General features: G+C 68.6%; 16 protein-coding genes and 6 pseudogenes. 13 read left to right on the plus strand and 9 right to left on the minus strand.

Annotated features, from left to right (window positions below; all coding sequences use genetic code 11):
• Positions 1 to 222: 222 nt before the first annotated feature.
• Positions 223 to 2,421 (minus strand): MMPL family transporter, encoded by a 2,199-nt coding sequence (locus tag ACZ56U_RS31820; RefSeq protein WP_469087393.1) that lies wholly within the window; start codon positions 2,419 to 2,421, stop codon positions 223 to 225.
• A 342-nt stretch (positions 2,422 to 2,763) separates the two neighbouring features.
• On the opposite strand from ACZ56U_RS31820, the gene ACZ56U_RS31825 reads away from it, so the two are divergent.
• From ACZ56U_RS31825 to ACZ56U_RS31840, 4 genes and pseudogenes are all read left to right on the plus strand, one after another.
• Positions 2,764 to 4,170 (plus strand): flavin monoamine oxidase family protein, encoded by a 1,407-nt coding sequence (locus ACZ56U_RS31825; RefSeq protein ID WP_469087394.1) that lies wholly within the window; start codon positions 2,764 to 2,766, stop codon positions 4,168 to 4,170.
• Between the two features lie 35 nt (positions 4,171 to 4,205).
• Positions 4,206 to 4,691, plus strand: coding sequence for an SRPBCC family protein (locus ACZ56U_RS31830; RefSeq protein WP_469087395.1), 486 nt, complete (start codon positions 4,206 to 4,208; stop codon positions 4,689 to 4,691).
• A 1-nt stretch (position 4,692) separates the two neighbouring features.
• Positions 4,693 to 5,238 (plus strand): annotated as a pseudogene (locus ACZ56U_RS31835) (class II aldolase/adducin family protein); the annotation flags it as partial.
• Between the two features lie 83 nt (positions 5,239 to 5,321).
• Positions 5,322 to 5,699: pseudogene (locus tag ACZ56U_RS31840) on the plus strand (aldehyde dehydrogenase family protein); the annotation flags it as partial.
• A gap of 104 nt (positions 5,700 to 5,803) precedes the next feature.
• Here ACZ56U_RS31840 and ACZ56U_RS31845 read toward each other — a convergent pair.
• Positions 5,804 to 5,938, minus strand: coding sequence for a hypothetical protein (locus ACZ56U_RS31845; RefSeq protein WP_469087396.1), 135 nt, complete (start codon positions 5,936 to 5,938; stop codon positions 5,804 to 5,806).
• Positions 5,939 to 6,155: 217 nt separating this feature from the next.
• Here ACZ56U_RS31845 and ACZ56U_RS31850 point away from each other — a divergent pair, with 217 nt between their 5' ends.
• The 6 genes and pseudogenes from ACZ56U_RS31850 (at position 6,156) to ACZ56U_RS31875 (ending at position 11,687) form a co-directional block, all read left to right on the plus strand.
• Positions 6,156 to 6,743, plus strand: a complete 588-nt coding sequence (locus ACZ56U_RS31850; protein ID WP_469087397.1) for a TetR/AcrR family transcriptional regulator — start codon at positions 6,156 to 6,158, stop codon at positions 6,741 to 6,743.
• A gap of 171 nt (positions 6,744 to 6,914) precedes the next feature.
• A complete protein-coding gene (locus tag ACZ56U_RS31855; protein WP_469087517.1) occupies positions 6,915 to 7,181 on the plus strand; it encodes an RICIN domain-containing protein in 267 nt (88 codons plus the stop codon).
• 485 nt (positions 7,182 to 7,666) lie between these two features.
• Complete coding sequence (locus ACZ56U_RS31860) at positions 7,667 to 9,085, plus strand: non-reducing end alpha-L-arabinofuranosidase family hydrolase (RefSeq protein WP_469087398.1); 1,419 nt, start codon at positions 7,667 to 7,669, stop codon at positions 9,083 to 9,085.
• 146 nt (positions 9,086 to 9,231) lie between these two features.
• Positions 9,232 to 9,539, plus strand: a pseudogene (locus tag ACZ56U_RS31865) (xylosidase); the annotation flags it as partial.
• Positions 9,540 to 9,692: 153 nt separating this feature from the next.
• Positions 9,693 to 11,036, plus strand: coding sequence for a glycoside hydrolase family 43 protein (locus ACZ56U_RS31870; RefSeq protein ID WP_469087399.1), 1,344 nt, complete (start codon positions 9,693 to 9,695; stop codon positions 11,034 to 11,036).
• Positions 11,037 to 11,534: 498 nt separating this feature from the next.
• Positions 11,535 to 11,687, plus strand: coding sequence for a non-reducing end alpha-L-arabinofuranosidase family hydrolase (locus ACZ56U_RS31875; RefSeq protein ID WP_469087400.1), 153 nt, complete (start codon positions 11,535 to 11,537; stop codon positions 11,685 to 11,687).
• A gap of 77 nt (positions 11,688 to 11,764) precedes the next feature.
• Here the strand turns inward: ACZ56U_RS31875 and ACZ56U_RS31880 are convergent, their stop codons facing one another.
• A complete protein-coding gene (locus ACZ56U_RS31880) occupies positions 11,765 to 13,732 on the minus strand; it encodes an RICIN domain-containing protein (protein WP_469087401.1) in 1,968 nt (655 codons plus the stop codon).
• Between the two features lie 53 nt (positions 13,733 to 13,785).
• Between ACZ56U_RS31880 and ACZ56U_RS31885 the strand changes: the two are divergent.
• Both ACZ56U_RS31885 and ACZ56U_RS31890 read left to right on the plus strand, forming a co-directional pair.
• A pseudogene (locus ACZ56U_RS31885) lies at positions 13,786 to 13,878 on the plus strand (MBL fold metallo-hydrolase); the annotation flags it as partial.
• A gap of 646 nt (positions 13,879 to 14,524) precedes the next feature.
• A pseudogene (locus ACZ56U_RS31890) lies at positions 14,525 to 15,026 on the plus strand (transposase); the annotation flags it as partial.
• A 719-nt stretch (positions 15,027 to 15,745) separates the two neighbouring features.
• Here ACZ56U_RS31890 and ACZ56U_RS31895 read toward each other — a convergent pair.
• From ACZ56U_RS31895 to ACZ56U_RS31915, 5 genes are all read right to left on the minus strand, one after another.
• Entirely contained in the window at positions 15,746 to 15,985 is a 240-nt protein-coding gene (locus tag ACZ56U_RS31895) for a hypothetical protein (protein ID WP_469087402.1), read from the minus strand.
• A 236-nt stretch (positions 15,986 to 16,221) separates the two neighbouring features.
• Entirely contained in the window at positions 16,222 to 17,292 is a 1,071-nt protein-coding gene (locus ACZ56U_RS31900) for an ABC-2 transporter permease (RefSeq protein ID WP_469087403.1), read from the minus strand.
• The gene (locus tag ACZ56U_RS31905) at positions 17,289 to 18,221 is read right to left on the minus strand and encodes an ABC transporter ATP-binding protein (protein WP_469087518.1); all 933 of its coding nucleotides are present in this window, start codon (positions 18,219 to 18,221) and stop codon (positions 17,289 to 17,291) included. The genes ACZ56U_RS31900 and ACZ56U_RS31905 overlap by 4 nt, the downstream gene beginning before the upstream one ends.
• Positions 18,222 to 18,229: 8 nt before the next feature.
• Entirely contained in the window at positions 18,230 to 18,664 is a 435-nt protein-coding gene (locus ACZ56U_RS31910) for a GntR family transcriptional regulator (protein WP_469087404.1), read from the minus strand.
• Between the two features lie 469 nt (positions 18,665 to 19,133).
• Entirely contained in the window at positions 19,134 to 19,853 is a 720-nt protein-coding gene (locus tag ACZ56U_RS31915; RefSeq protein WP_469087519.1) for a S8 family serine peptidase, read from the minus strand.
• Here ACZ56U_RS31915 and ACZ56U_RS31920 point away from each other — a divergent pair.
• Positions 19,785 to 19,925: pseudogene (locus ACZ56U_RS31920) on the plus strand (IS481 family transposase); the annotation flags it as partial. The gene ACZ56U_RS31915 and the pseudogene ACZ56U_RS31920 sit on opposite strands and share 69 nt — an antisense overlap.
• Positions 19,926 to 20,343: 418 nt before the next feature.
• Here ACZ56U_RS31920 and ACZ56U_RS31925 read toward each other — a convergent pair.
• Positions 20,344 to 20,610, minus strand: a complete 267-nt coding sequence (locus ACZ56U_RS31925) for a hypothetical protein (RefSeq protein ID WP_469087405.1) — start codon at positions 20,608 to 20,610, stop codon at positions 20,344 to 20,346.
• Positions 20,611 to 20,613: the final 3 nt, after the last annotated feature.

Consider the following 20,613-nt stretch of genomic DNA (forward strand, 5'->3'; position numbering starts at 1 on the left):
CGGACGCAGCTGCGTGGCGAGGGAGGAGACGGTGGCCCCGTGTTGGGCGTAGGCCCAGCCGGCTTGGTCATCCCATCGCAGGCGAAGGCCGTGCCCGCTCGCGGTGCGGCTCATGTCCCAGGTGAGCACGAAATACAGGGCGGCGCAGGGGCGCGGACGGTGTCAGGGCAGGCGAGACGGACCTCGCGCGCACCCGGCGGATCCGCCGGGTGCGCAGCCGGTTCAGGAGACCCGCTCAGGCTCCCTGTGCTCCGCCTGCGGGGCCGTCTGGAGGCGGGTGCCCTCGACGTCGAGGTCGGGCAGGAAACGGTCGAGCCATGCGGGGAGCCACCAGGCGTGGCGTCCGGCGAGGGCGAGGACGGCCGGGACGAGGGTCAGGCGGACGGCGAAGGCGTCGATGACCACGCCGAGGGCGAGGGCGAAGGCGATGGGCTTGATCAGGGCGTCGTCGAGGGGGAAGAAACCGGCGAAGACGGTGAACATGATCAGGGCGGCCGCGGTGACGACTCGGACGCTGTGCCGCGCTCCGTCGGTCACCGAGCGGCGGGCCACCCCGGTGTGCACCCACTCCTCCCGCATCCCGGAGACGAGGAAGACCTCGTAGTCCATGGCGAGTCCGAAGAGCACGCCGATCAGGATGATCGGCAGGAAGCTGACGACGGGCCCGGTGTGGGCCAGGCCGAGGACGTCGGCCAGCCAGCCCCACTGGAACAGGGCGACGACCAGGCCGAGCGATGCCGCCACCGACAGCAGGAATCCGACGGCGGCCTTGAGCGGGATGACCAGCGAGCGGAACACCATGGTCAGCAGGATCAGACTGAGGCCGATGACGATCGCGATGAACGGCAGCAGGGAGTCGCTGAGGCGGTTGGAGACATCGATGTTGACAGCGGTGGTACCGGTGACGGCGACCCTCGCTCCGGTGGTTTCCCGCAGTTCCGGGGCGGCGGCACGGATGTCGCGGACGAGCCTGTCGGTGCGGACGCTGTCGGGGCCGGTCTCGGGGACGACCTGGATGACGGTCTGCGCCGAGTCGCGCGTGGGAACCGCCGGCAGCGCTGCCTTGACGCCCTTGAGGACCCGCAGCTTGCGGGCGACCTCGGTGCCCGCCTGCGCGCCGGGACGGCCATCTGTCTCGGTCAGCACCAGGAGCGGGCCGTTGAAGCCGGGGCCGAACTTGTCGCTGATCGTGTCGTAGGCCTTGCGCTCGGTGGAGCCGACCGGGGCAGAGGCGTTGTCCGGCAGGGCCAGGCGCAGGTCGGCGGCCGGGAGGGCGAGTGTGAGGAGGAGGCCCGCGACGGCCAGGACGGTGAGCAGGGGCTTGGCGACGACGAACTTCACCCAGCGGGCGCCCAGGGTGCTCTGTCCGGAGGATCCGTCCGGGTCGGTGGCCTGCTGTGCCGCCTTGCTGCCGGGCTTCGGGGTCAGCCGGGCGCCGGCGAATCCGGCGAGTGCCGGGACCAGGGTGATCGCGGCCAGGACGGCGACGAGGACGGCTCCGGCCGCACCTAGGCCCATCACGGTCAGGAACGGGATGCCGATGACGCTGAGTGCGGCCAGGGCGATGATCACGGTGCTGCCGGCGAAGACGACGGCGCTACCGGCCGTACCGTTGGCCAGCGCCGCGGACTCCTGCGGCTCGGTGCCGCGAGCGAGTTGCTGGCGGTGGCGGGAGAGGATGAACAGGACGTAGTCGATGCCCACGGCCAGCCCCAGCATCAGCGCGAGGGTGACGGCGGTGGAGGAGATGTTGACCGCCGGAGCGAGGGCGAGCAGTCCGGCGAGTCCCACGGCCACGCCGATCAGGGCGGTCAGCAGCGACATGCCCGCGGCAAGCAGGGAGCCGAAGGTGACGACGAGGACGAGCACGGCGACGGCGACACCGATGATCTCGGACGGGCCTATGTGCACGCCGTCGCTGCCGTAGACACTGCCGCCGACGGAGGTTTGCAGCCCGTTCTCCTGGGCCGCGTGGGCGGCCCGCTCTATGGCGTCCAGCGACGAGGCGTGGACCTCGGCCCGCTGCACGGAGTACTGCACCTGCACGATCGCCGTGCTCCGGTCGGCCGAGACGGCCCCGGTGACGGCCGGGCCCATGACGGCCCTGACCTGGGGCGCCTTCGAGGCCGCGGCCTCAGCCTTGGCGATGGCCGCGGTGAAGCGGGCGTCGGTGACCCGGCGCCCGTCGGGTGCGGTGAAGACGATCTGGGCGTTCACCCCCGAGGCCTCGGGCAGTGTCCTGCCGAGCGTGTCCAGCGCGCGTTGTGACTCCGTCCCCGGCACGGTGAAGCGGTCGTCGAGCTTGCCGCCGAAGACGCTGACACAAGCGATGAACGCGGCCAGGGCCACGAGCCAGATGCCGAGCATCAGCTTGCGGTGGCGGTAGGCGCTGCGGCCCAGCCGATGGAGCAGGACTGCCATGGCGAACTCCCAGGGTCGGTGAGGCATTCCCGGTGGTCCTGACGCGGACGCGGGAGGAAGGACGGAACGGGTCGGCCCTGCGCCGTGGAGCGGCTACGGGCATGAGGCACGGAGGGTGCCGCCAGGCGGCATCCGAGCTGTTCGCCACCGACTTTATCAACTGCCCATGTCGATTGACCAAATCATTCGACTAAACCTTCTGACATTGTCACTCGACCATGTCGTGTGTATGGTGGTGGTCACCGGAGCGCACCACCCTCGGAAAGCCAGGTCACAGGCCTGCTCTCCTTTTCCCCACGGGCACATAGCGCGCCGGGACCACCCCCATGACAAGGAGTGATCATGAGCAGCACACAGGACCGGGACACCACCAGGTCACACCAGGCCCGCAGGGCGGATGTAGTCGTGATCGGTGCCGGGCTGGCCGGCCTGACAGCGGCGCGGGAGCTCATCGCGGCGGGCAAGTCGGTGGCCGTGCTGGAGGCCCGGAACCGGGTCGGCGGCCGACTGCTCAACCACCACCTCGGCGACGGCCAAGTGACGGAGATCGGCGGCCAGTTCGTCGGCCCCACCCAGGACCACATCCTCGCCCTGGCCAAGGAGGTCGGCGTGGACACCTACCAGGCCGCCGTCCCCGGCGAAACCGTCTACGTCAACGACGGCAAGGCCAAGCGGTTCACGGGCCACACCCCACCGGACCTGTTCGCGCTGCCCGACATGGGAATCGCCCTGGCCCGCATCGGCCAGGCCGCGGCCAAGGTGGACCCGGCCGCCCCCTGGAAGGCCCCGAACGCCCGTGAACTGGACGGCATGACCTACGAGACCTGGCTGCGCAAGGCCGAGATCACCGGCGACGCCGTCGACATGATCAACCTGTTCCTCAACTCCGCCTACGGCGGCGAGGCCCGCGACGCCTCCGCCCTGTTCAGCCTCTGGTACGTCTCCACCTTCGGCAACGAGACGCACCCCGGCACCATGGAACGCGGCACCGGCACCACCGGCGGTGCCCAGGACAGCCGGTTCGTCGGCGGCTCCCAGCTCGTCGCGCAGCGCCTCGCCGAGGAACTCGACGGCCGCGTCCACCTGTCGGCGCCGGTACGGCGCATCAGCCAGGACTCCACCGGCGTCACCGTGGTCAGCGACGCCGGCGACTGGCGGGCCGACCGGGTGATCGTCGCCGTACCCCCGCTGGTGGCCTCGCGGATCGTGTGGGACCCGCTCCTGCCCGCACAGCAGGACCAGCTCTTCCAACGGCTGCCGTTCGGCACCCTCATGAAGTGCGTAGCCGTCTACGACAAGCCGTTCTGGCGCGAGGACGGACTGTCCGGCATGGGCCTGCTGCGCGGCGGCTCCCCCATCCGGGAGATGTTCGACAACACCCCGCCCGACGGCGGACCCGGCGTGCTCATGGGCTTCCTCGGCGGCAAGGAATGGCGCAAGTGGGCCCACCGCCCGGCCGCCGAGCGCCGCGGCGCCGTCCTGCGCTGCTTCGCCCAGGTCGTCGGGGACCGCGCCTTCGACACCGTCGACTACGTCGAGCAGGACTGGACCGCCGAGCAGTGGACCCAGGGCGGCCCCACCTCCGTCGCCGCCCCCGGCGTGCTCACCGACTTCGGCCAGTGGCTGGGCCGACCCCACGGCCGCGTGCACTTCGCGGGCGCCGAGTTCTCCCCCTACTGGAACGGCTACATGGACGGCGCCGTGCGCTCCGGCCGCCACACCGCCGACGAACTCCTCCACCAGCACTGAGCGCGCAAACCACCGACCAGCAAAGGAACCCTGCCATGAACCGTTTCGTCGTCGCCGAGACCGCCGTCATCGACGCCCCCCTCGGGCGGGTGTGGGACGTCATCTCCCGCACCGACCGGTACGCCGAGTGGGTCGCCGGAGCCATCGAGGTCACCGACCACCACGGCGTCGCCACCGTCGGCAAGACCTACTCCGAGCGCAACCGCACCCTCGGCCCCCTCAAGACCGACTCGGTGTGGACCGTCCGGGAGATCGAGCCCTTCAAGCGCCGCGTCGACACCGGCAGCGGATTCGCCCCGCTCCAGGACGTCACCAACATCTTCGAGTTCCGCCCGGTACAGGCGGCCGACGGCCGGGAGGCGACGGAGATGCTCTACCAGGTCGAGTACACCATCGGCCTCGGGCCACTGGGCCTGCTCCTCGACTCCATACAGCAGCCCGCGATGCGCGCCGGCATGCGCACCTCCATGGCCAACCTCAACACCCTGCTCCGGTCCGAGCGCTCGACGACGGTACGTTGACATGTCGGCGACGCATGAGTCTGTCGAAGAACAGCCTCGCGCTGTGACGGTGGCGTGCCACCGCCTTGCCACCGAGGGACTGTTGATCGGCACGGCCGGTAATGTGAGCGTGCGCGACGGCGACCGGATCGCGGTCACCGCGACCGGCACGGTCCTGGAAAAGTGCACGCCCGAACAGGTGACGGTGGTCGGTTCGGACGGCGGGAGGCTCGCCGGGGACCTGGCGGCGACCTCCGAACTGGAACTGCACCTGGGGATCTACCAGCGGTACGGTCCCGGCGCGGTGGTGCACACTCACTCGCCCCAGGCCACCGCGCTGTCCCTGGTGCTCGACGAACTTCCGTGCATCCACTACCAGCAGTTGCTGCTCGGTGGTCCCGTACGTGTGGCGCCGTTCGACGTCTTCGGCACCCCAGAGCTGGCCGAGCACGTCCTGGCCGCGCTCGACGGCAGGTCGGCGGCGTTGATGGCCCACCACGGCGCCGTCACGTTCGCGCCGACGCTCGCCAAGGCCGTGGAGAACGCGCTGCTACTGGAGTGGCTGTGCGGGCTTTACCTGCGCGCCGCCCAGATCGGTACACCGCGGGTCCTGGATGACAACCAGCAGACGGTCGTCGCCACCGCGGCGTTGAGGAGATCTTCGGACCCGTCCTGCCCATCGTCGCCGTCCCCGACCTGGACACCGCCATCTCCTTCTCACCGAACGCGACAAGCCCCTGGCCCTCTACGCCTTCACCGCCTCCTCCCACAGCAAACACCGCCTGACCCACGCAGACCTCCTCCGGCGCCCTGGCCTTCAACGTCCCGAACGCCCATCTGACCGTCCCCGGCCTGCCCTTCGGCGGCATCGGCAAAAGCGGCTTCGGCCGCTACCACGGCGAACACTCCATCGACACCTTCAGCCACACCCAGGCCGTCCTGAACAAACCACTCTTCCCCGACCTGCTCCGGCTCGCCTACCCACCCTTCACCACCTGGAAAGAACGACTACTGCGCCTGCTGCTGTGACACTCGCAAGGCCCACTGCACCAAGGACGACGGCCGCTTCGGGAGCACGGCCCGAGTGGCATCCACCGTTCCTACGGGGAAGCCAGCCAGCGGCTGACCAGGCTCTACGATGTGAACCGGCGGTTGAAGGACCGTGCGATCGCCAGGAACGCGAGGACGAGCGCAGCGGGTATCGCGTAGGCGAGTCGGCAGTGGCCGGTGGACCTGAGGATGTTGCTGGCGGCCCCGTCGGCGAGCACACCCCCTAGTTGTAGGCGGTCATCCGGGCCAGGACCGCTTCTGCCGCCCCCGGTCGCAGGCGTCCGGCGCAGGCAAGGCACAGGGGGACGAGTGCGAAGACGCCGAGCCCGGTGTCCGCGGCGGCCAGGAAAGCGCGTTTCCGGGACGCCGTCCAATGAGGCGACCGCAGATTGTCGAATGACCTGATCAGCAGACTGAGTCACATAAGATGGAGTCATGGCTCACGTATCCGCGGCGGAGCGCCGCCCCCAACTGATCAAGGCCGCCATCGACCTGATGACCAGGGAAGGCGTCGCCGCCGGCAGCACCCGCGCCATCGCTGCCGAGCTGGGTGTGGCCCAGGCGACCGTGCATTACACCTTCGGCACGAAGGAAGACCTCTACCGAGCCGTCATGGAGCAGGTCACCTACAACCTGGTCGCCCAGGTGCAGCAGGCCGCGCCCACGGACGCGAGCTTCGAGGAAACCGTCGTCACCCTCGCCGAAGCGTTCTGGCGCACGGTCATCGAACAGCCTGAGGCACATCAACTGCTGACCGAACTCAGCACGTTCGCCCTGCGCACGCCGCACCTGAAGGAGGCGCTGCACAGCCACTACAGCCAAGTCCTGGCGGTGACGGCAAAGCTGATCAGCGACGCCGCCGAGCGCACCGGCCACCAACTGGCCCAGCCCGCCGAGACGATCGCGAGGTTCTTCCTCGCGGGCTTTGACGGACTCACGATGCAGCACCTCTCCCTGCCCGACGAGGAGGCCGAACGAGTCTGCCTCGAGGCCTTGATCTCGGCCCTCCTGGCCATGGCCTGAGGTGACTCCCCGGCCGGGCCGTGTCGTCTGCGAGCGGAGTTGGTCCTCGCTCGCAAGGCGAAGCGCAGGCCGCTTGCAACACCTCGGTCGCCTCACCACCCTCGCCCAGGCGGCAGGTGGGCGTTCGCTGGTCTGCTCGCTGCGGGACGGCGCGGGCATCCGTTGTGCTAGATCAAGGGTGTCGGCAGCGGCAAGCTCATGGAGGTCGCGGGTCTCTCCCGCACCGAGGGCGCCAACGTGGCCGTCTGGGCGGACGCCAACGCGCCCAGCAGCACTGGGCCGTCCACGCCCACAGGTGACGGCCACTACTTCCTCATCAACCGCTACAGCGGACTCTGCCGCGCCGTCGACGAGGGCAGCACCGCCGACGGAGCCAACATCGAGCAGCAGCCGTACGCGTCACTGACGCAGCAGCAACGGCAGATCATCCCCTCCTGACCCCACCCTCCGTCGCCGCTCTTCCTCAACCGCCTGCTATTACCGGACCGTCGTCGGCGCGGCCGTGACATCACGCGGCCGGGGGGACGTCGGCGTACGCCGCACACGTCCCCCGACTAGCCGTCGCCGGTACTGGTGACCATCCACGTCTGGAGCGCTCGTGCTCCAGGCGCGGGGCCGCGCCGTGTGCGTCCGTCGGCGCGCTCCCGCACCCGGAGGGCTCCACAGCGACCCAGGCCGCCCTCGCGACAACAGACCCGTATATCCACGGAATCCGAAGCCGCCTGGTTCAATCTGCGAGTTTGGCACGCGAATCGTGCGAAAAGTATTGACGCGGTTCACCGGAACCTTAAGATCCAGTCGATCGATACTTCGACCCTCGTTCGACATGTCGAACGCACGCACCATGGCCGCACACCGCTGGATTCCGGACAGCCTCGGACGAGCGAACCGGTACCGCCAGTTCAAAGGATGACGAAGTGCGCATGCACAGACGTAGTTTCAACCGCAAGCACCCGTCTGTGGTGCTCACGGCTACCGTGGCCGCCCTGGCAGCCCTGGCGGCGACGCTCCTCGCCAGCCCCGCTGAGGCGGCTACCACCAGCGCCGTGCGCGGCGTCGCTTCCAATCGGTGCCTCGATGTGTCGGGTGCCAGCCAGACCGACGGCACGAACGTGCAGATCTGGGACTGCAACGGCGGTACCAACCAGCGGTGGACGCTGACGGACAACAACCAGCTGACCGTGTACGGCAACAAGTGCCTGGACGTTCCGAACCACGCCACCACGGCCGGCACCCGGCCGGTGATCTGGTCCTGCAACGGCGGCACGAACCAGCAGTGGCGGGCGAACGCCGACGGAACGATCGTCGCCGTGGAGTCGGGGCTGTGCCTGGACGTCAGCGGCGGCGCCACGGCCAACGGCACGGCGGTGCAGCTGTGGAACTGCAACGGCGGCAACAACCAGAAGTGGACCGGCCTGGCCGGGACGTCCACCACGTGCGCGCTTCCGTCGACGTACCGGTGGTCCTCGACCGGCCCGCTGGCGCAGCCGCAGAACGGCGCGGTCGCGGTGAAGGACTTCACCACCGCGAAGATCAACGGCCAGAACCTCGTCTACGCCACCACCTCCGACGGAAAGGCGTGGGGCGCGACGATGTTCAGCCCCTTCACGAACTGGTCGGACATGGGGACAGCCACCCAGTCCAAGGTGAGCGGGTCAGTGATCGCGCCCGAACTGTTCTACCTCTCGACCAAGAACATATGGGTGATGGCCTCGAACGGGTGGGACACCGCCTGGCCCTTCACCTACCGCACGTCCACCGACCCCACCAACCCCAACAGCTGGTCCGCGCCGCAGCCGCTGTTCACCGGCAGCCTCCCTGTCGGCGGCCCGATCGACCCGACCCTCATCGCCGACGACCAGAACATCTACCTGTTCTTCGCCAACGACAAGGGCGGCATCTTCAAGTCGACCATGCCGCTGGCGAACTTCCCCAGCAGCTTCGGCTCGTCGTACGAGACGGTCATGAGCGACACCGAGGAGCGCCTGTTCGAGGCCCCGGAGGTCTACAAGGTCCAGGGCCAGAACCAGTACCTCATGATCGTCGAGGCGCGGGGTGCCAACGGGCGCTACTTCCGCTCCTTCACCGCCCCCAGCCTGAAGGACAAGTGGACCGAGCAGGCCGGCACCGAGAGCAACCCCTTCGCGGGCAAGGCCAACACCAACCAGACCTGGACCAACGACATCAGCCACGGTGACATGATCCGCGTCAACTCCGACCAGACCATGACCATCGACCCCTGCAACCTGCAGTTCCTCTACCAGGGCAGGTCTCCCTCATCGGACGGCATCGACTACCTGTCGCTGCCGTACCGGCCGGGCCTGCTCGCCCTGCAGCGCTGACCCCGCCCGCTCCACGGTGATCGCGACGCGGGTCGGCCCGCCGATGCGTGGACGAGCTGTCCACTACATGGGCGAACCCACCCGCTGACCGACCCACCTCCTTGAGGAACCCCAGCCGCACGTCGGCCGGGGTTCCTCCCTTCACCACCTCCACCGCGACCATCCAGCTGGACTGCGCGACGATGCACGACGGCCCGGGCCAGACTCGCCCTGCTGCACGGCCTCTCCGCGTGGACCGGCATCGAACGAGACGGCGGGACAACACGGTAGTGATGGTCAACGGCCCGACCACGGACAGCAATTGGAGCCCCTCCGGCACAGGCACCGAAGTCGCGAGGGCCAACGTCACGGGCGGTCGCATCTGGCTGCGCGCGGCCGCCGACATCCGCCCCGGCGTCTCCCGTCAGAGAACCTTCTCCACAGCACCGACGGCACCGAGTTCACCCGCCTGGGGCGCTGACCGGCTGTTCAGTCCCCGACCCGCAGCACCAGGAAGGACCACACCATGTCCAGTACCGATGTCCACAGGCCAATAACTCCCCCGACCGCAGTGAGACCACCCGCCACCGTTACGAGACTCGCCCGGGCAACCTGGGTGCTGATCCTCATGTTGGCGTTCGCCGTCCTTCCTGCCGCGGTGCATCCCACGGCGGCCAGGGCCGACAACCCGATCGTGCAGACCATCTACACCGCCGACCCAGCCCCGCTGGTGTACAACGGCCGGGTCTACCTCTACACCGGGCACGACGAGGACGGCTCCACCAACTCCTTCGTGATGAAGGACTGGCGGGTGTATTCCTCCGCCGACATGGTCAACTGGACCGACCACGGCTCACCGCTCAGCCTGAACACCTTCAGCTGGGCGGGCGCCAACGCGTGGGCGGGCCAGACCATCGAACGGAACGGCAAGTTCTACTGGTACGTGCCGGTGACGGTCCGGGCGACCGGCGCATTCGCCATCGGCGTGGCGGTGGCGGACAGCCCCACCGGCCCGTTCCGGGACGCCCTCGGCCACCCGCTGCTGGAGAACACGGAGTTCGACCCGACCGTCTTCATCGACGACGACGGCCAGGCCTACCTCTACTGGGGCAACCCCAACCTGTGGTACGTCAAGCTGAACGCCGACATGACCTCCTACTCGGGCAGCCCCACCAAGATCCCGCTCACCACCGCGGGATTCGGCACCCGCACCGGTGACGCCAACCGTCCCACGCTGTACGAAGAAGGGCCGTGGGTCTACAAGCGGAACGGTCTGTACTACCTGGTGTACGCGGCCAGGTGCTGCCAGGAGTTCATCGCCTACTCCACGGCACCCAGCCCGACCGGCCCCTGGACCTACCGTGGAACAGTCATGCCCGCCCAGGGCAACAGCTTCACCAACCACGCGGGCATCGTGGACTTCAAGGGCGGTTCGTACTTCTTCTACCACAACGGCGCCCTCCCGGGCGGAGGCGGCTTCACCCGCTCGGTTGCGGTGGAGAAGTTCTCCTACAACGCCGACGGCACCATTCCGACGATCAACATGACGAGCACGGGTGCCCCGCAGGCCGGCTCACTCGATCCGTACGTCCGCCAGGAGGCCGAGACGATCGCCTGGGGTTCCGGGATCGAGACCGAATGGACCAGTGAAGGCGGACTGGACGTCGGCTGGATCGAGAACGGCGACTACATCAAGGTCAAGGGAGTGGCCTTCGGGGCTGGCGCCTCCTCCTTCGCGGCACGCGTCGCCTCGGCCACCAGCGGCGGCACCCTCGAAGTACGCCTGGACAGTCCGAGCGGGTCGATCGTGGGCCGGTGCGGTGTGCCGAACACCGGTGGCTGGCAGTCCTGGAGAACGGTGACCTGCCCAGTGAGCGGCGTGACGGGAACCCGTGACCTCTACCTGACGTTCAGCGGCGGCAGCGGCTTCTTGTTCAATGTCAACTGGTGGCAGTTCACCCGCGCCGCGTAACCGCACCGCGTTGACTTGCTCCACGGGCTGAAGCCCGGGAATTCCGGCCTTCCGGTCCGTTGCTGTGCCGCTACGTGACACAGCAACGGACCGGAATCTTCGTCACGCTGTGCTGTCTTCCCCAGCCTGTCGAGTCGTGCCCGTGCCCTGCCTGGAGCGCAGGGGTGGTGGTGAGCCGTTCGATCGGCTCATGCAGGGGGTCGGCGCTTGCCTACGATGCAGACCCGGTAGACGCGGTAGCCGCGTTGCCGGGGCGGTGGTCGTAGTCGCGGGCGAGGCCCCGGTGCAGCCGCCGTCCCACAGCTTCCCCGACGCCTTACCCTCCGGCACGGCCACCAGCACTGTAGGACCCGCCACGAACAGCGACGGCTCCTGCACGCTGACCAACGTCCCAGCGGCCGGGCGCTGGAGATCCCTGGCGGTCGGACCGCCAACGGCACTCCCGTCCAGATCTGGGACACCAACGGGTCGAACTACTCGGGATCGTCCTACGGCTCGATGGCGTTCAGCCCCTTCACGAACTGGTCGGACATGGCGTCGGCCCGCCAGACCGACATCAGTTCCTCTACCAGGGTCTGTCCCCCAGCACACCGTCGGGCCCCCTACATCAGACCGCCGTATCGGCCGGGCCTGCTCACCCTTCAGCGCTGACCGTCAGCCCGCCGAAGACGACGAAAGGCGCCCCCATCGAAGAGATGGGGGCGCCTTTCGTGTTGAGTGCTGCACCGCTACTTGAGGGCTGTACCGCCCGAGTTGTGATAGGCGATCGTCTTGTTGATCAGGTTTTTGCCGTCGGACTCGACCGTGGTCTGTTCGTCCTGCCCCGGACCGAAGAACAGGCCTGCGACGTGGGCGTCCGCGACCTGGTCCATGTGGGCGAAGAGCCAGTCCACCTTGTCGTCCTTGTAGTGGTTGCGGGTGTTGTTCTGCGCCATGTTGCCCACGGGGATCTGCCACAGGACCACCGGCTTGCCGAAGGCCTCGGCCATCGTCTTGTAGAACTTCAGCGTGGCGGCGGCCTTCTGGTCGGTCCAGAAAGTGTCACGGCCGCCGTGGGCCGGCTGTGCGTACCAGCCCGCGTCGCGGTCCGACACATCCCTGACCAGGAAGTCGGCGTTCTTCGCCCCGAGGCTCGCGTAGTCCTTGACGCACGCCTGTGTGTTGGTCTCCCAGTCGAAGCAGGAAACGTGCAGCCCCACGGCGGTGTTCGGCGCGTACTTGTGCGCCATCGAGATCAGGCACTGGACGAGTCCGCTGGCGCTGTTCTCCTGCGATCCGCAATCCTTCGGATTCGCGCCCGAGACCTGTGCGGGAACCTTGTGCGGATCGCCGAGCGAGCGGACGTAGCCCCAGAAGTCGGGCTCGAGGTCGATCGCGTCGTGCGACGTGCCGATCTTCTGGAGGAAGAAACGGTAGTCGTTCAGGTACCGCGTGAGCAGGTCGAGCCGGTTGATGGCCTTGACCTCGCCCGGACCGTCGCCCTCGCCTGCCGCGTCCCCGAGGTCGCGCAACGAGTACCAGGTCCAGAGCATCTTCTGCGGACGCGTGCTGCCCTTGTACGTCGCCTTGGCCGCCACATCGTCCCGCCAGGTCACATACGTGCCGGGCGCCGTGGTGCTGCCGTTCCAGCAGCCCCACCAGCTCGACCACTCATCCTTGCACTTCGCTGCGGTGTAGTAGTCCGACGAGGGCGCGGGCTGGCTGTGCACATAGGCGTAGCGCGCGTCGAACGGCGCGGCGGTCGCCGAGGCGTCGGACATCGAGCCGCCGATGATCACCTTGTCACTGCCCATGAACCGCTTCGCCGAGCTGCCGCCACCACTCGCGGGCGACGAAGGCGAAGACGACGACGGAGGCGACGGTCGCGTGCTGCTCGGAGCCGGGCTTGCGGGAATGCCGCTGCCCGGCGCGGTGGGCGTACCGCCGCCGCTGACGTTCCCGACCGCGACGAGCTTCCACTGCTGGTCGGCGCCGCCCCGGTCGCGGTTCTGGACGACGTTGCCCCCGTCGGCCTTGACGGCCTTGTGGACACCGACAGCCATGCCGCTGAAGCGATTGACCAAACGCACGTAGCCGTTCGACGACTTGGCCAGTTTGAACTGCTGGTTGGTGGCGTTCAGGTCTTTCCACTGCACGATGGCGGAGTCGGCGGCCTTCGACCAGCCGAGGTCGTCCAGTACCTTGCCGGAGGTCCGGTTCTTCAGCCGGTAGTACCCGTCACCTGCGTCGATGACCCGCCACTGCTGGTTGGCCCCGCCGTGGCGAGCCCACTGCACCACCGCCGCGCCGTCGTTCTTGGCGGAGCCGCGGTCGTCCAGTACCTTGCCGCTGTTGCGGTTGACCAGCACGTACCACTTCTTCAAGTCCAGGGTTTTCTGCTTCTGCTCCGCCGAAGCCTGGCTGACCACGACAGCCGAGCCGGCCACGATCACCATGGCGAGACCTCCCCAGAGCCCCCGCCGTGCGAGCAACCGACGACCTCGATGCTTCGAACGACCACCGCGCGCACCGCCGTCGCCACGGTGGCCGCCGCCGCGGGACGCCTCCGATGCCGTGGGCGGGCCGGAGACATGTCTGCGCTCTCGTTCCAAGGACACGCCTGTGCTCTCTTTCAACTGTTGCATCTGACCGGACCACTTGGCGCCGGACAACACTGAGTGGTCAGAGAGGCCGAAAAGGTTGCCGCGAAGATCCACAGAAGTTCTTTCTGCGGGCCGGACGGTCACCCTGAGCTCGATGCGTGGAGGAAGTCCCGACCATCATCCGCTCGATCCGGGCCCGCCTCCTTGTGCTGCCACCGGCCACGGAAGTGCGTACCGGGCACGGACAGGGCACCACCATCGCGCTCCCCTGCGCCGAACGCGGTGCGGCCGCGGCACCCGGCAGCCTGGTCCAGTGCAGTACCGCGCCGTCCAGGACCTCACCGTCAACGACGGCCGTCAGCAGGGCGGGCCCAATGGTGATCTGCTCAAACCAGCCCCCACGCTGCGACAGGATGATGCGCCACAGGGCCCCACGACCCGCGGAACCGCCGTGGGGGCGCTGATGGAGGAACGTGCTGAGGGCCTGGTCGAAGTTCAGGAAAGAGGGGCCGTCGCCGACCAGCAGGTCGTGGCCGGGCTGGGGAGTGTCGCTGTCCCGGCTGATGGTCCACTCGGTCCGCGGCCACGGCGCGTGATCACCCGGCCCCACTCCTCCTGGCCGCGCAGCCGGTACGTAGAAGCGCTCGAGGCTGGCAGGCTGGGGGACGACGACTTGGAAGCCGTGGACATCCTGATCGTCCCCCCGCATCAGCGCGGCGACCGTCGGGCCGGGCAGGCGGCACTCCAGGAAGCACGCCCGTGTTGTAGCGCCAGGTCCGCTCCTTCACGGGGGTGGCGTCGTCCAAAGCGACCTGGCCGTAAGGCAGGCCTCGCTGCTGTGCGCCCGCAACCAGGGCCAGTCGGACGTGCACGGAAGCGCGCTCGCTGAGCATCGCCACGAGCTCGTCGCCGCGTTGCTTGGAGAAACTCGCCGGGTATCTCGAGCAGGGACCTGCCGCGCACGGCTGGGTGGAGGACGAAGCCGGGTTCACCCGACGGCCACCCAAAGGACGCACCCGGGGCCGGCACGGCCGCACCCCGGTCGCCGCAGCATGGGCGAGCGCGACTTCATTGCGCTGATCGACGGCGTCCACCACCTCGTCAAGGCACCGATCGTGCTGGTGTGGGACCGGCTGAACACCCACGTCTCCCACGCCATGCGCGAACTGATCGCCGAGCGTGAATGGCTGACGGCGTTCCTACTGCCCGCGTACTCGCCCGACCTCAATCCCGTCGAGGGGGTAGGGCGGCACGTCAAGCGCAGTCTGGCCAATCTCGCCGTAGTCGCCCTGAACCGACCCGAAGCCCTCGTACGCAACCGGCTCAAGCGCCTGCAGTACCGGCCGACACCCTCGACGGCTTCATAGCCGGCACCGGCCTGGCCCTCGACGATCCAGAGTCACCCTGACGAGCCGAAGTCACTTAACCTCCCACTTGCGTGATGGACCGTCAGCTTGCTGACGGACCCTTTCGGCTTGTTCAGGGCGGAGTTTGCTGCCGGTGTGCAGGTCGGTGGGCCGGCTGTCGCGTCGGGTGGGTGCCTGGCTGAGCAGCAATTTCCGTCCCTACAAGCAGCACCACCCAACCGGAGCCGTGGAACCCGGCGGCTCGGTAGAGCCGTGAGCCGTTGCAGGGCCTCAGTGATCACGTGAGCGGCCTTGGAGAACAGCCGTAGCCGTAGCCGGTGAGGCTCCCACCGGCGGGCCTGGCCATGCCGGTGGGCCAACCCTTGAGGCAGTCGCCGTCGAGTTCGGCCACCCAGGCGCCGTCACGGATCCACTGTCGGGCTCGACGGCCGGCGTCCAGGCCGTCGTGACGCTTCGCCGACGGAGTCGGTGGACCGTTTTCGGCAGGCCGCCCGCTTCACCTCGGGCGTCACGTGACCGTTCGCGCGTTGTCGGGAGCGTGCTCGTCAGAGCCCCGGTCCAGATCCCGTCTGGACCGGGGCACTTGGCGTTTTCACTGCCTGGCTGACCGTTGGCTCAGCCGACGCTCAACCCCGGACTGACGGGACCGCCCTGCTCTGACGCCTCGCCTGGTGGGCAGCCGCGGGCCTAAGTCCCATCACCGGCGCTGACGACTCCGGCGGATCAGTCTCAAGCCGGCGTCGAGGTCCAGGTCCTCGACTCACTTGGTCGTCTGGTCGTCGAAGATCTCCTGGGTGTACTGGCCCATGGTCTTGGCGTCGACGCCGTCACATGCGTCGGGGCGCTTGCCTTGTTCGCTCTCCTTGGCGTCCTTGAACTGCTTCTCCATGGCGGCCTTGCAGGCGGCGAGGTCGGGCTTGTCGCTGCTGCTACTGCTGCAGGCGGCTGTCGTAGCGGCGAGGGCGAGCAGGACGGCTGTGATGGCTGTACGGGTGCGCATGTTTCCTCCTGGGACTGTTTGGCACTGATGGGCATCGGCCGGCAGGTGGGAGCCTGGTTGAAGGTGCTGTGGCAGTTGTGGACAACACGTTCGCGGCCTGTTCGACGGGGCCGTCACCGGAGTGTCGGGCCGCGGTGAGGACCGCGGAGGTGAGCGGGGGCGTCGAAACCTCACCCGCTCGCCTCATTCGGCGGGTCGCGGAGAGGGAGTGCCCCCGCGGGGGTGTGAACGGCTGTTCAGACGAGCCGCTTACGACCCCAGACGAAGAGGAACGCCACGACGCCGGCCGTCAGGGCGAACACAATCGACGCTCCGTACCACTGCATACCGCTCATCTGCGACATGGGGATGTAATCCACCGACACGGCCACGATGTCCGCCTTCTTCATGCACAGCTGAGCCGCCTGATCCGACACCGCATCCGCACATGTGTTCAAGTCGATCAGTTTCCCGCCGCCGGTGAGATACGAACTGTCGAGCTGGTGCGCGGTGCGGGGCACATCCGGAAATACCACCGGGTCGCCGGGGCTGACAGGCTTGGTGGAGGCCGTGACGATGTCGCCGAGCGACAGCGTGAAGTAGCGCCAGATCGCCTGGAGGGCGACGGTGAAGCCGAGGGTCACGACCATGGCCACCAGCGTGCGGCGCAGCACCACACCGATCAACACCCCGCCGAACACGGAGAGGAGGGTGAGGGCGACGGGCACAGGGCCTGTGGTGTTGAAGAAGTCACTGGAGGCCCAGTCGAATTCCATGGACTGGGACTTGACGGGGTTCCACCACCAGGCGAACACAGCCGACAGCGTCACCGTGCTGACCACGACCACCAGCCCGGCCAGCGCCAGTTTCGTGGCAAGCCAACGGTTGCGGCTCACGGACTGGGCGGCGATCAGCTTGGCTGTGCCGTTCTCCAGGTCGCCCGCGAGCAGGGGGGCGCCGAGGAGGACACCGAGCATGATGGGGATCGCGGTGAGGCCAGTGGTGACGGAAGTGAACGCGGCGGCGTACGGCTGGAACTCCGTCTCCGCGTCGTTGAGGTTCTTGGCGGGAAAGCCGTAGGCGTCGAGGAAGTCCATCAGCTGACCGCGCTGGTAGACGATCCAGGCCGCGCAGAGGACGGTCGCGGCGAGGATGGTCCAGAAGGCTGCCCGGTGCTGGCGCCAGACGAGCCAGGTCATACCGCTGAGGCGGGGGCGCCGGGCGGTCCGCGTGGTGGTCGCGTTCCTGGCCCCGTGCCTGGGGCCATTCTTGGTCCCGTTCCTTGTCTCGTTCTTGGCGTCGGTCGAGGGGTTGGTGAAGGTGCTCATGCCGCCACCGTCCCGGTGCCGAACGTCTGGCCATGGACCTGGGCGGTGGGGGTGATCAGCGGTGGTGCATCGGGTGAGCGGAGATAGGCGAGCAGGAGTTCCTCCATGCTCGGGGCGGCCGCCTCCCACGGGCCGGTGACCGGGCCTTCCGGGCGGATGAGCGCGGTGAACTGGCGTCCGCTGGTCCGGGCCTCGACGAGGGTGTGGTATCCGAGGGCGGCGGGCAGGCCCTCGCCCTCCCTGGCCCCGGTGACCACGGTGTGCATGGTCATCAGCTCGTCCACGTCACCGGCGAGGCGCACTCCGCCGCGGGAGACGACGACGAGGAAGTCGCACACGTTCTCCAGTTCGGCGAGGACGTGGGTGGACATCACCACGGTGGTGCCACGCTCGCCGGCCTCGGCGAGGAGAGTGCCCATGAGCTCGTGGCGCACGACCGGGTCGAGGTCTGCCTGCGGCTCGTCGAGCAGCAGCAGGTCGGGGCGCTTGCCGAAAGCGAGGGCGAGGGCGACGCGGGTGCGCTGGCCGCCGGAGAGGGTGCCGACCTTCACGTCGAAGGGCACGTTGCCCGCGCGGACGATGTCCTCGGCGGCGCGCTGGTCCCAGCCGGGGTTCAGCTCCCGCCCCAGCCGCAGGGTCTCCGCGACGGTGAAGCGACGGAACAGCGGCTTCTCCTGCGCGAGGAAGGCCGTACGCCGACCGGACTCCACCGAGCCCGGCGCCTCGCCGAACAGACTGAGCGAGCCCTGCGTCGGCTTCAGGACATGGGCCGCGATGTTCAGCAGCGTGGTCTTGCCCGCCCCGTTGGGGCCGACCAGCCCGCAGATCCTGCCCGCCGGAAGCCGGAAGGTACAGTCCCGCAGCGCCCAGCCCCGCCGGTAGCGCATCCCCAGTCCGTGCGCCTCGATCGCCGGCTCCCCCGCGTACATGACGTTACTCACCTGTTGCTCCCAGTTCTCGTGGCTCCCGTGACCGCGGTGGTCCCGGTCGCGTACTGCTGCTCCAGCGCCGACGCGACCAGCGCGGCCACGTCCTCCTGCTCCAGACCGGCCTCGGCCGCCTTCGACATCCACGCCACCAGCTCCCCGTACAGCGGCGAGTCGGTGCCCGTCTCGGGACGGCCCAGCGTGCGACGTACGAAGGTGCCCTGGCCCGGTCGCGGTTCGACCAGGCCCTCACGCTCCAGCTCGCGGTACGCCTTGAGGGTGGTGTTCGGGTTGACCGCACTCGTCTCGGCGACGTCCTTGGCGGTGGGCAGCCGGTCGCCCGGCACCAGTACCCCCAGGCGCAGGGCCTGCTTGGTCTGCTGCACGATCTGCTGGAAGGCGGGGACCCCGCTCCGCCTGTCGATGCGGTACTCCACGGTCACCACTCCCCTCCATCATCATTCCACTACTTGATTAGTGGAATGATGATGGAAGGCGGTGGCGGCAGTTGTCAACAGGGACCGCGCGCGCCCTGCGCTGCCAGGCGCTTCGCCCGCCGACGGTCGTGAAGGGTGAGCTTGGCAACAGGCGATGAGTTCTGTCGGCTCATGCCGTCCACGCCGAAAAGGACGTTGCGTGGAGCGGGTGCAACCTCCGCCCGCCAGCCCCAGAGGGAGTCCGCCGTGGTCGGCTTGCCATCCACAACTCCTGACGATGGCTCCCGTCCGAGGCCAGGTGCACCTTCGTCGTCAGCCCGCCGCGCGAGCGGCCCAGGGCCTCGCCGGGTGCGCCACCGCCTCCCGGCGGCCGCAGCACATGTGCGCGCGCACGTGAACTGACCTTCGCGCAGCGTCGCTCCAGGCGAAGGTGTCGCGCCCGTTGCCTTGTGCTTGCGGTGGCTATGCGGCCGGTAGATCAGCCGGGACGGTCTGCCGGGCGGGAGAGACGGTGACCATGCCCGTCGTCGGCGGAGTCGGAGCCGGTGAAGTTTTTGGCCTTGAGGATTCTGCCCTTCAGGTCCGGGTGGGTGGCGTCGATGCCGGTGTCCAGGACGGCGACCTTGACGCCCTTGCCGTCGTAGCCCGCTTTCCAGGCCGTCGGGGCACCGATCTGCGCGACCCCTCCGTGCGGGTCGGGCGCGACGGCGTCCTGGGCGCTGATCCTGACCCGGCCGTCCAGCCACACCCGGTCGATACCGGGGGCGGTGGTCACGGCGGCCCGGCCGCCGACGGAGTCGGTCAGCGCCCGCCACACCGTGCCCGCGTCCGGCTTGTCGGAGATCAGCGCGTCGCCGTGGATGGCCGGCAGCCGGTGTGTCACATCCGCCTCGGCGGCGAAGAGGGATTCCCTGGCCCCCTTCTGCGCACGGCTGGAACCGTTGTACGAGACGATCAGCGGCACCTGCTCGCGGTGCGCGTCGTCGTAGCCGTCCTTGACCAACTGCGTGACGTCGAACAGCCGGCGGTCCAGCCGGCCGCTGCCCAGCAGCCTCGTCGCGTCCAGCGGAACGACGTAGGTGCGCGGCGAACCGCCGTACCGAATAGCCGATGCCGCTACGGCCCTGGAAGCAGACCGCACCCTCAGCCCCGCCGTACTCCGGTCGCAGTCGAGCAGCAGGTCCTGCGCCTGCGGCACAGACATCGCATCGGAACAGTGCGGCTGGCCGCCCGATGCGACGTCGCCGCCTCCACCGCCCACCGCATCCTGCATGCCACGTCATACGTGCCCTGGAGAGGGAACCGGCGCAGGCGTACTTCCCCTGGGCAACAACCGCGCTGGTTCGTACCCAAAGCGTCCCGCCCGCTTCGGTCTCCTCAGTAGTCCCCCGGAGCCTGGCCTCCCGATAGGGCAGCCGCGGTATGCGTGACGGAAGCACCCACCGCCATGACCCACCTACCACTGGCCCGGGGATCAGCGCATACGACCGAAGTCACGAACTCGAGCATGAACGAACATCAAGTTTGGACAGGATCCTTGACGGCGCCTCGGCGCCTTCCTACGCTCCGTGGGAGCGGTCCCATGCTCGACCGAGTGAGCGATCACCTTCTGGCCCCAAAGAGGCACCGGTTCGCTCGGCACCCCCCCACGCATTCGGAGGCCATCGTGATCGACGCACGCCTCGGCATCACGCCATCACTGCGAAGAGCAGCGATCCGGCTCCCAGGGTTGACTGCTTGACGGCATCACCACCGCCGCGCTGAAACGTCCAGGTGCGGTGCTGGTTGTCGGCGATGTTCTGCCAGGTCGGTGCGGTCTGGGTGTCATGGGGCGGAGGCGTGATGTGCCGCCCCGGCGTCTGCACTGCCTGACCCCGCACACCCGACCAGGGGTAGGCAGAACCAGGCGCGCTGACGTCGCGGGCAGTTACGTCGGCGACCAGGCAGGCAGCCACCGG

This window comes from Streptomyces sp. NPDC034103 (genome assembly GCF_055575395.1).

Bases quoted from the DNA above. Each gene is read 5' to 3' on its own strand.
- ACZ56U_RS31820 (WP_469087393.1), bottom strand. From the start codon at position 2,421: ATGGCAGTCCTGCTCCATCGGCTGGGCCGCAGCGCCTACCGCCACCGC.
- ACZ56U_RS31825 (WP_469087394.1), top strand. From the start codon at position 2,764: ATGAGCAGCACACAGGACCGGGACACCACCAGGTCACACCAGGCCCGC.
- ACZ56U_RS31830 (WP_469087395.1), top strand. From the start codon at position 4,206: ATGAACCGTTTCGTCGTCGCCGAGACCGCCGTCATCGACGCCCCCCTC.
- ACZ56U_RS31850 (WP_469087397.1), top strand. From the start codon at position 6,156: ATGGCTCACGTATCCGCGGCGGAGCGCCGCCCCCAACTGATCAAGGCC.
- ACZ56U_RS31860 (WP_469087398.1), top strand. From the start codon at position 7,667: ATGCACAGACGTAGTTTCAACCGCAAGCACCCGTCTGTGGTGCTCACG.
- ACZ56U_RS31870 (WP_469087399.1), top strand. From the start codon at position 9,693: ATGTTGGCGTTCGCCGTCCTTCCTGCCGCGGTGCATCCCACGGCGGCC.
- ACZ56U_RS31875 (WP_469087400.1), top strand. From the start codon at position 11,535: ATGGCGTTCAGCCCCTTCACGAACTGGTCGGACATGGCGTCGGCCCGC.
- ACZ56U_RS31895 (WP_469087402.1), bottom strand. From the start codon at position 15,985: ATGCGCACCCGTACAGCCATCACAGCCGTCCTGCTCGCCCTCGCCGCT.
- ACZ56U_RS31900 (WP_469087403.1), bottom strand. From the start codon at position 17,292: ATGAGCACCTTCACCAACCCCTCGACCGACGCCAAGAACGAGACAAGG.
- ACZ56U_RS31905 (WP_469087518.1), bottom strand. From the start codon at position 18,221: ATGTACGCGGGGGAGCCGGCGATCGAGGCGCACGGACTGGGGATGCGC.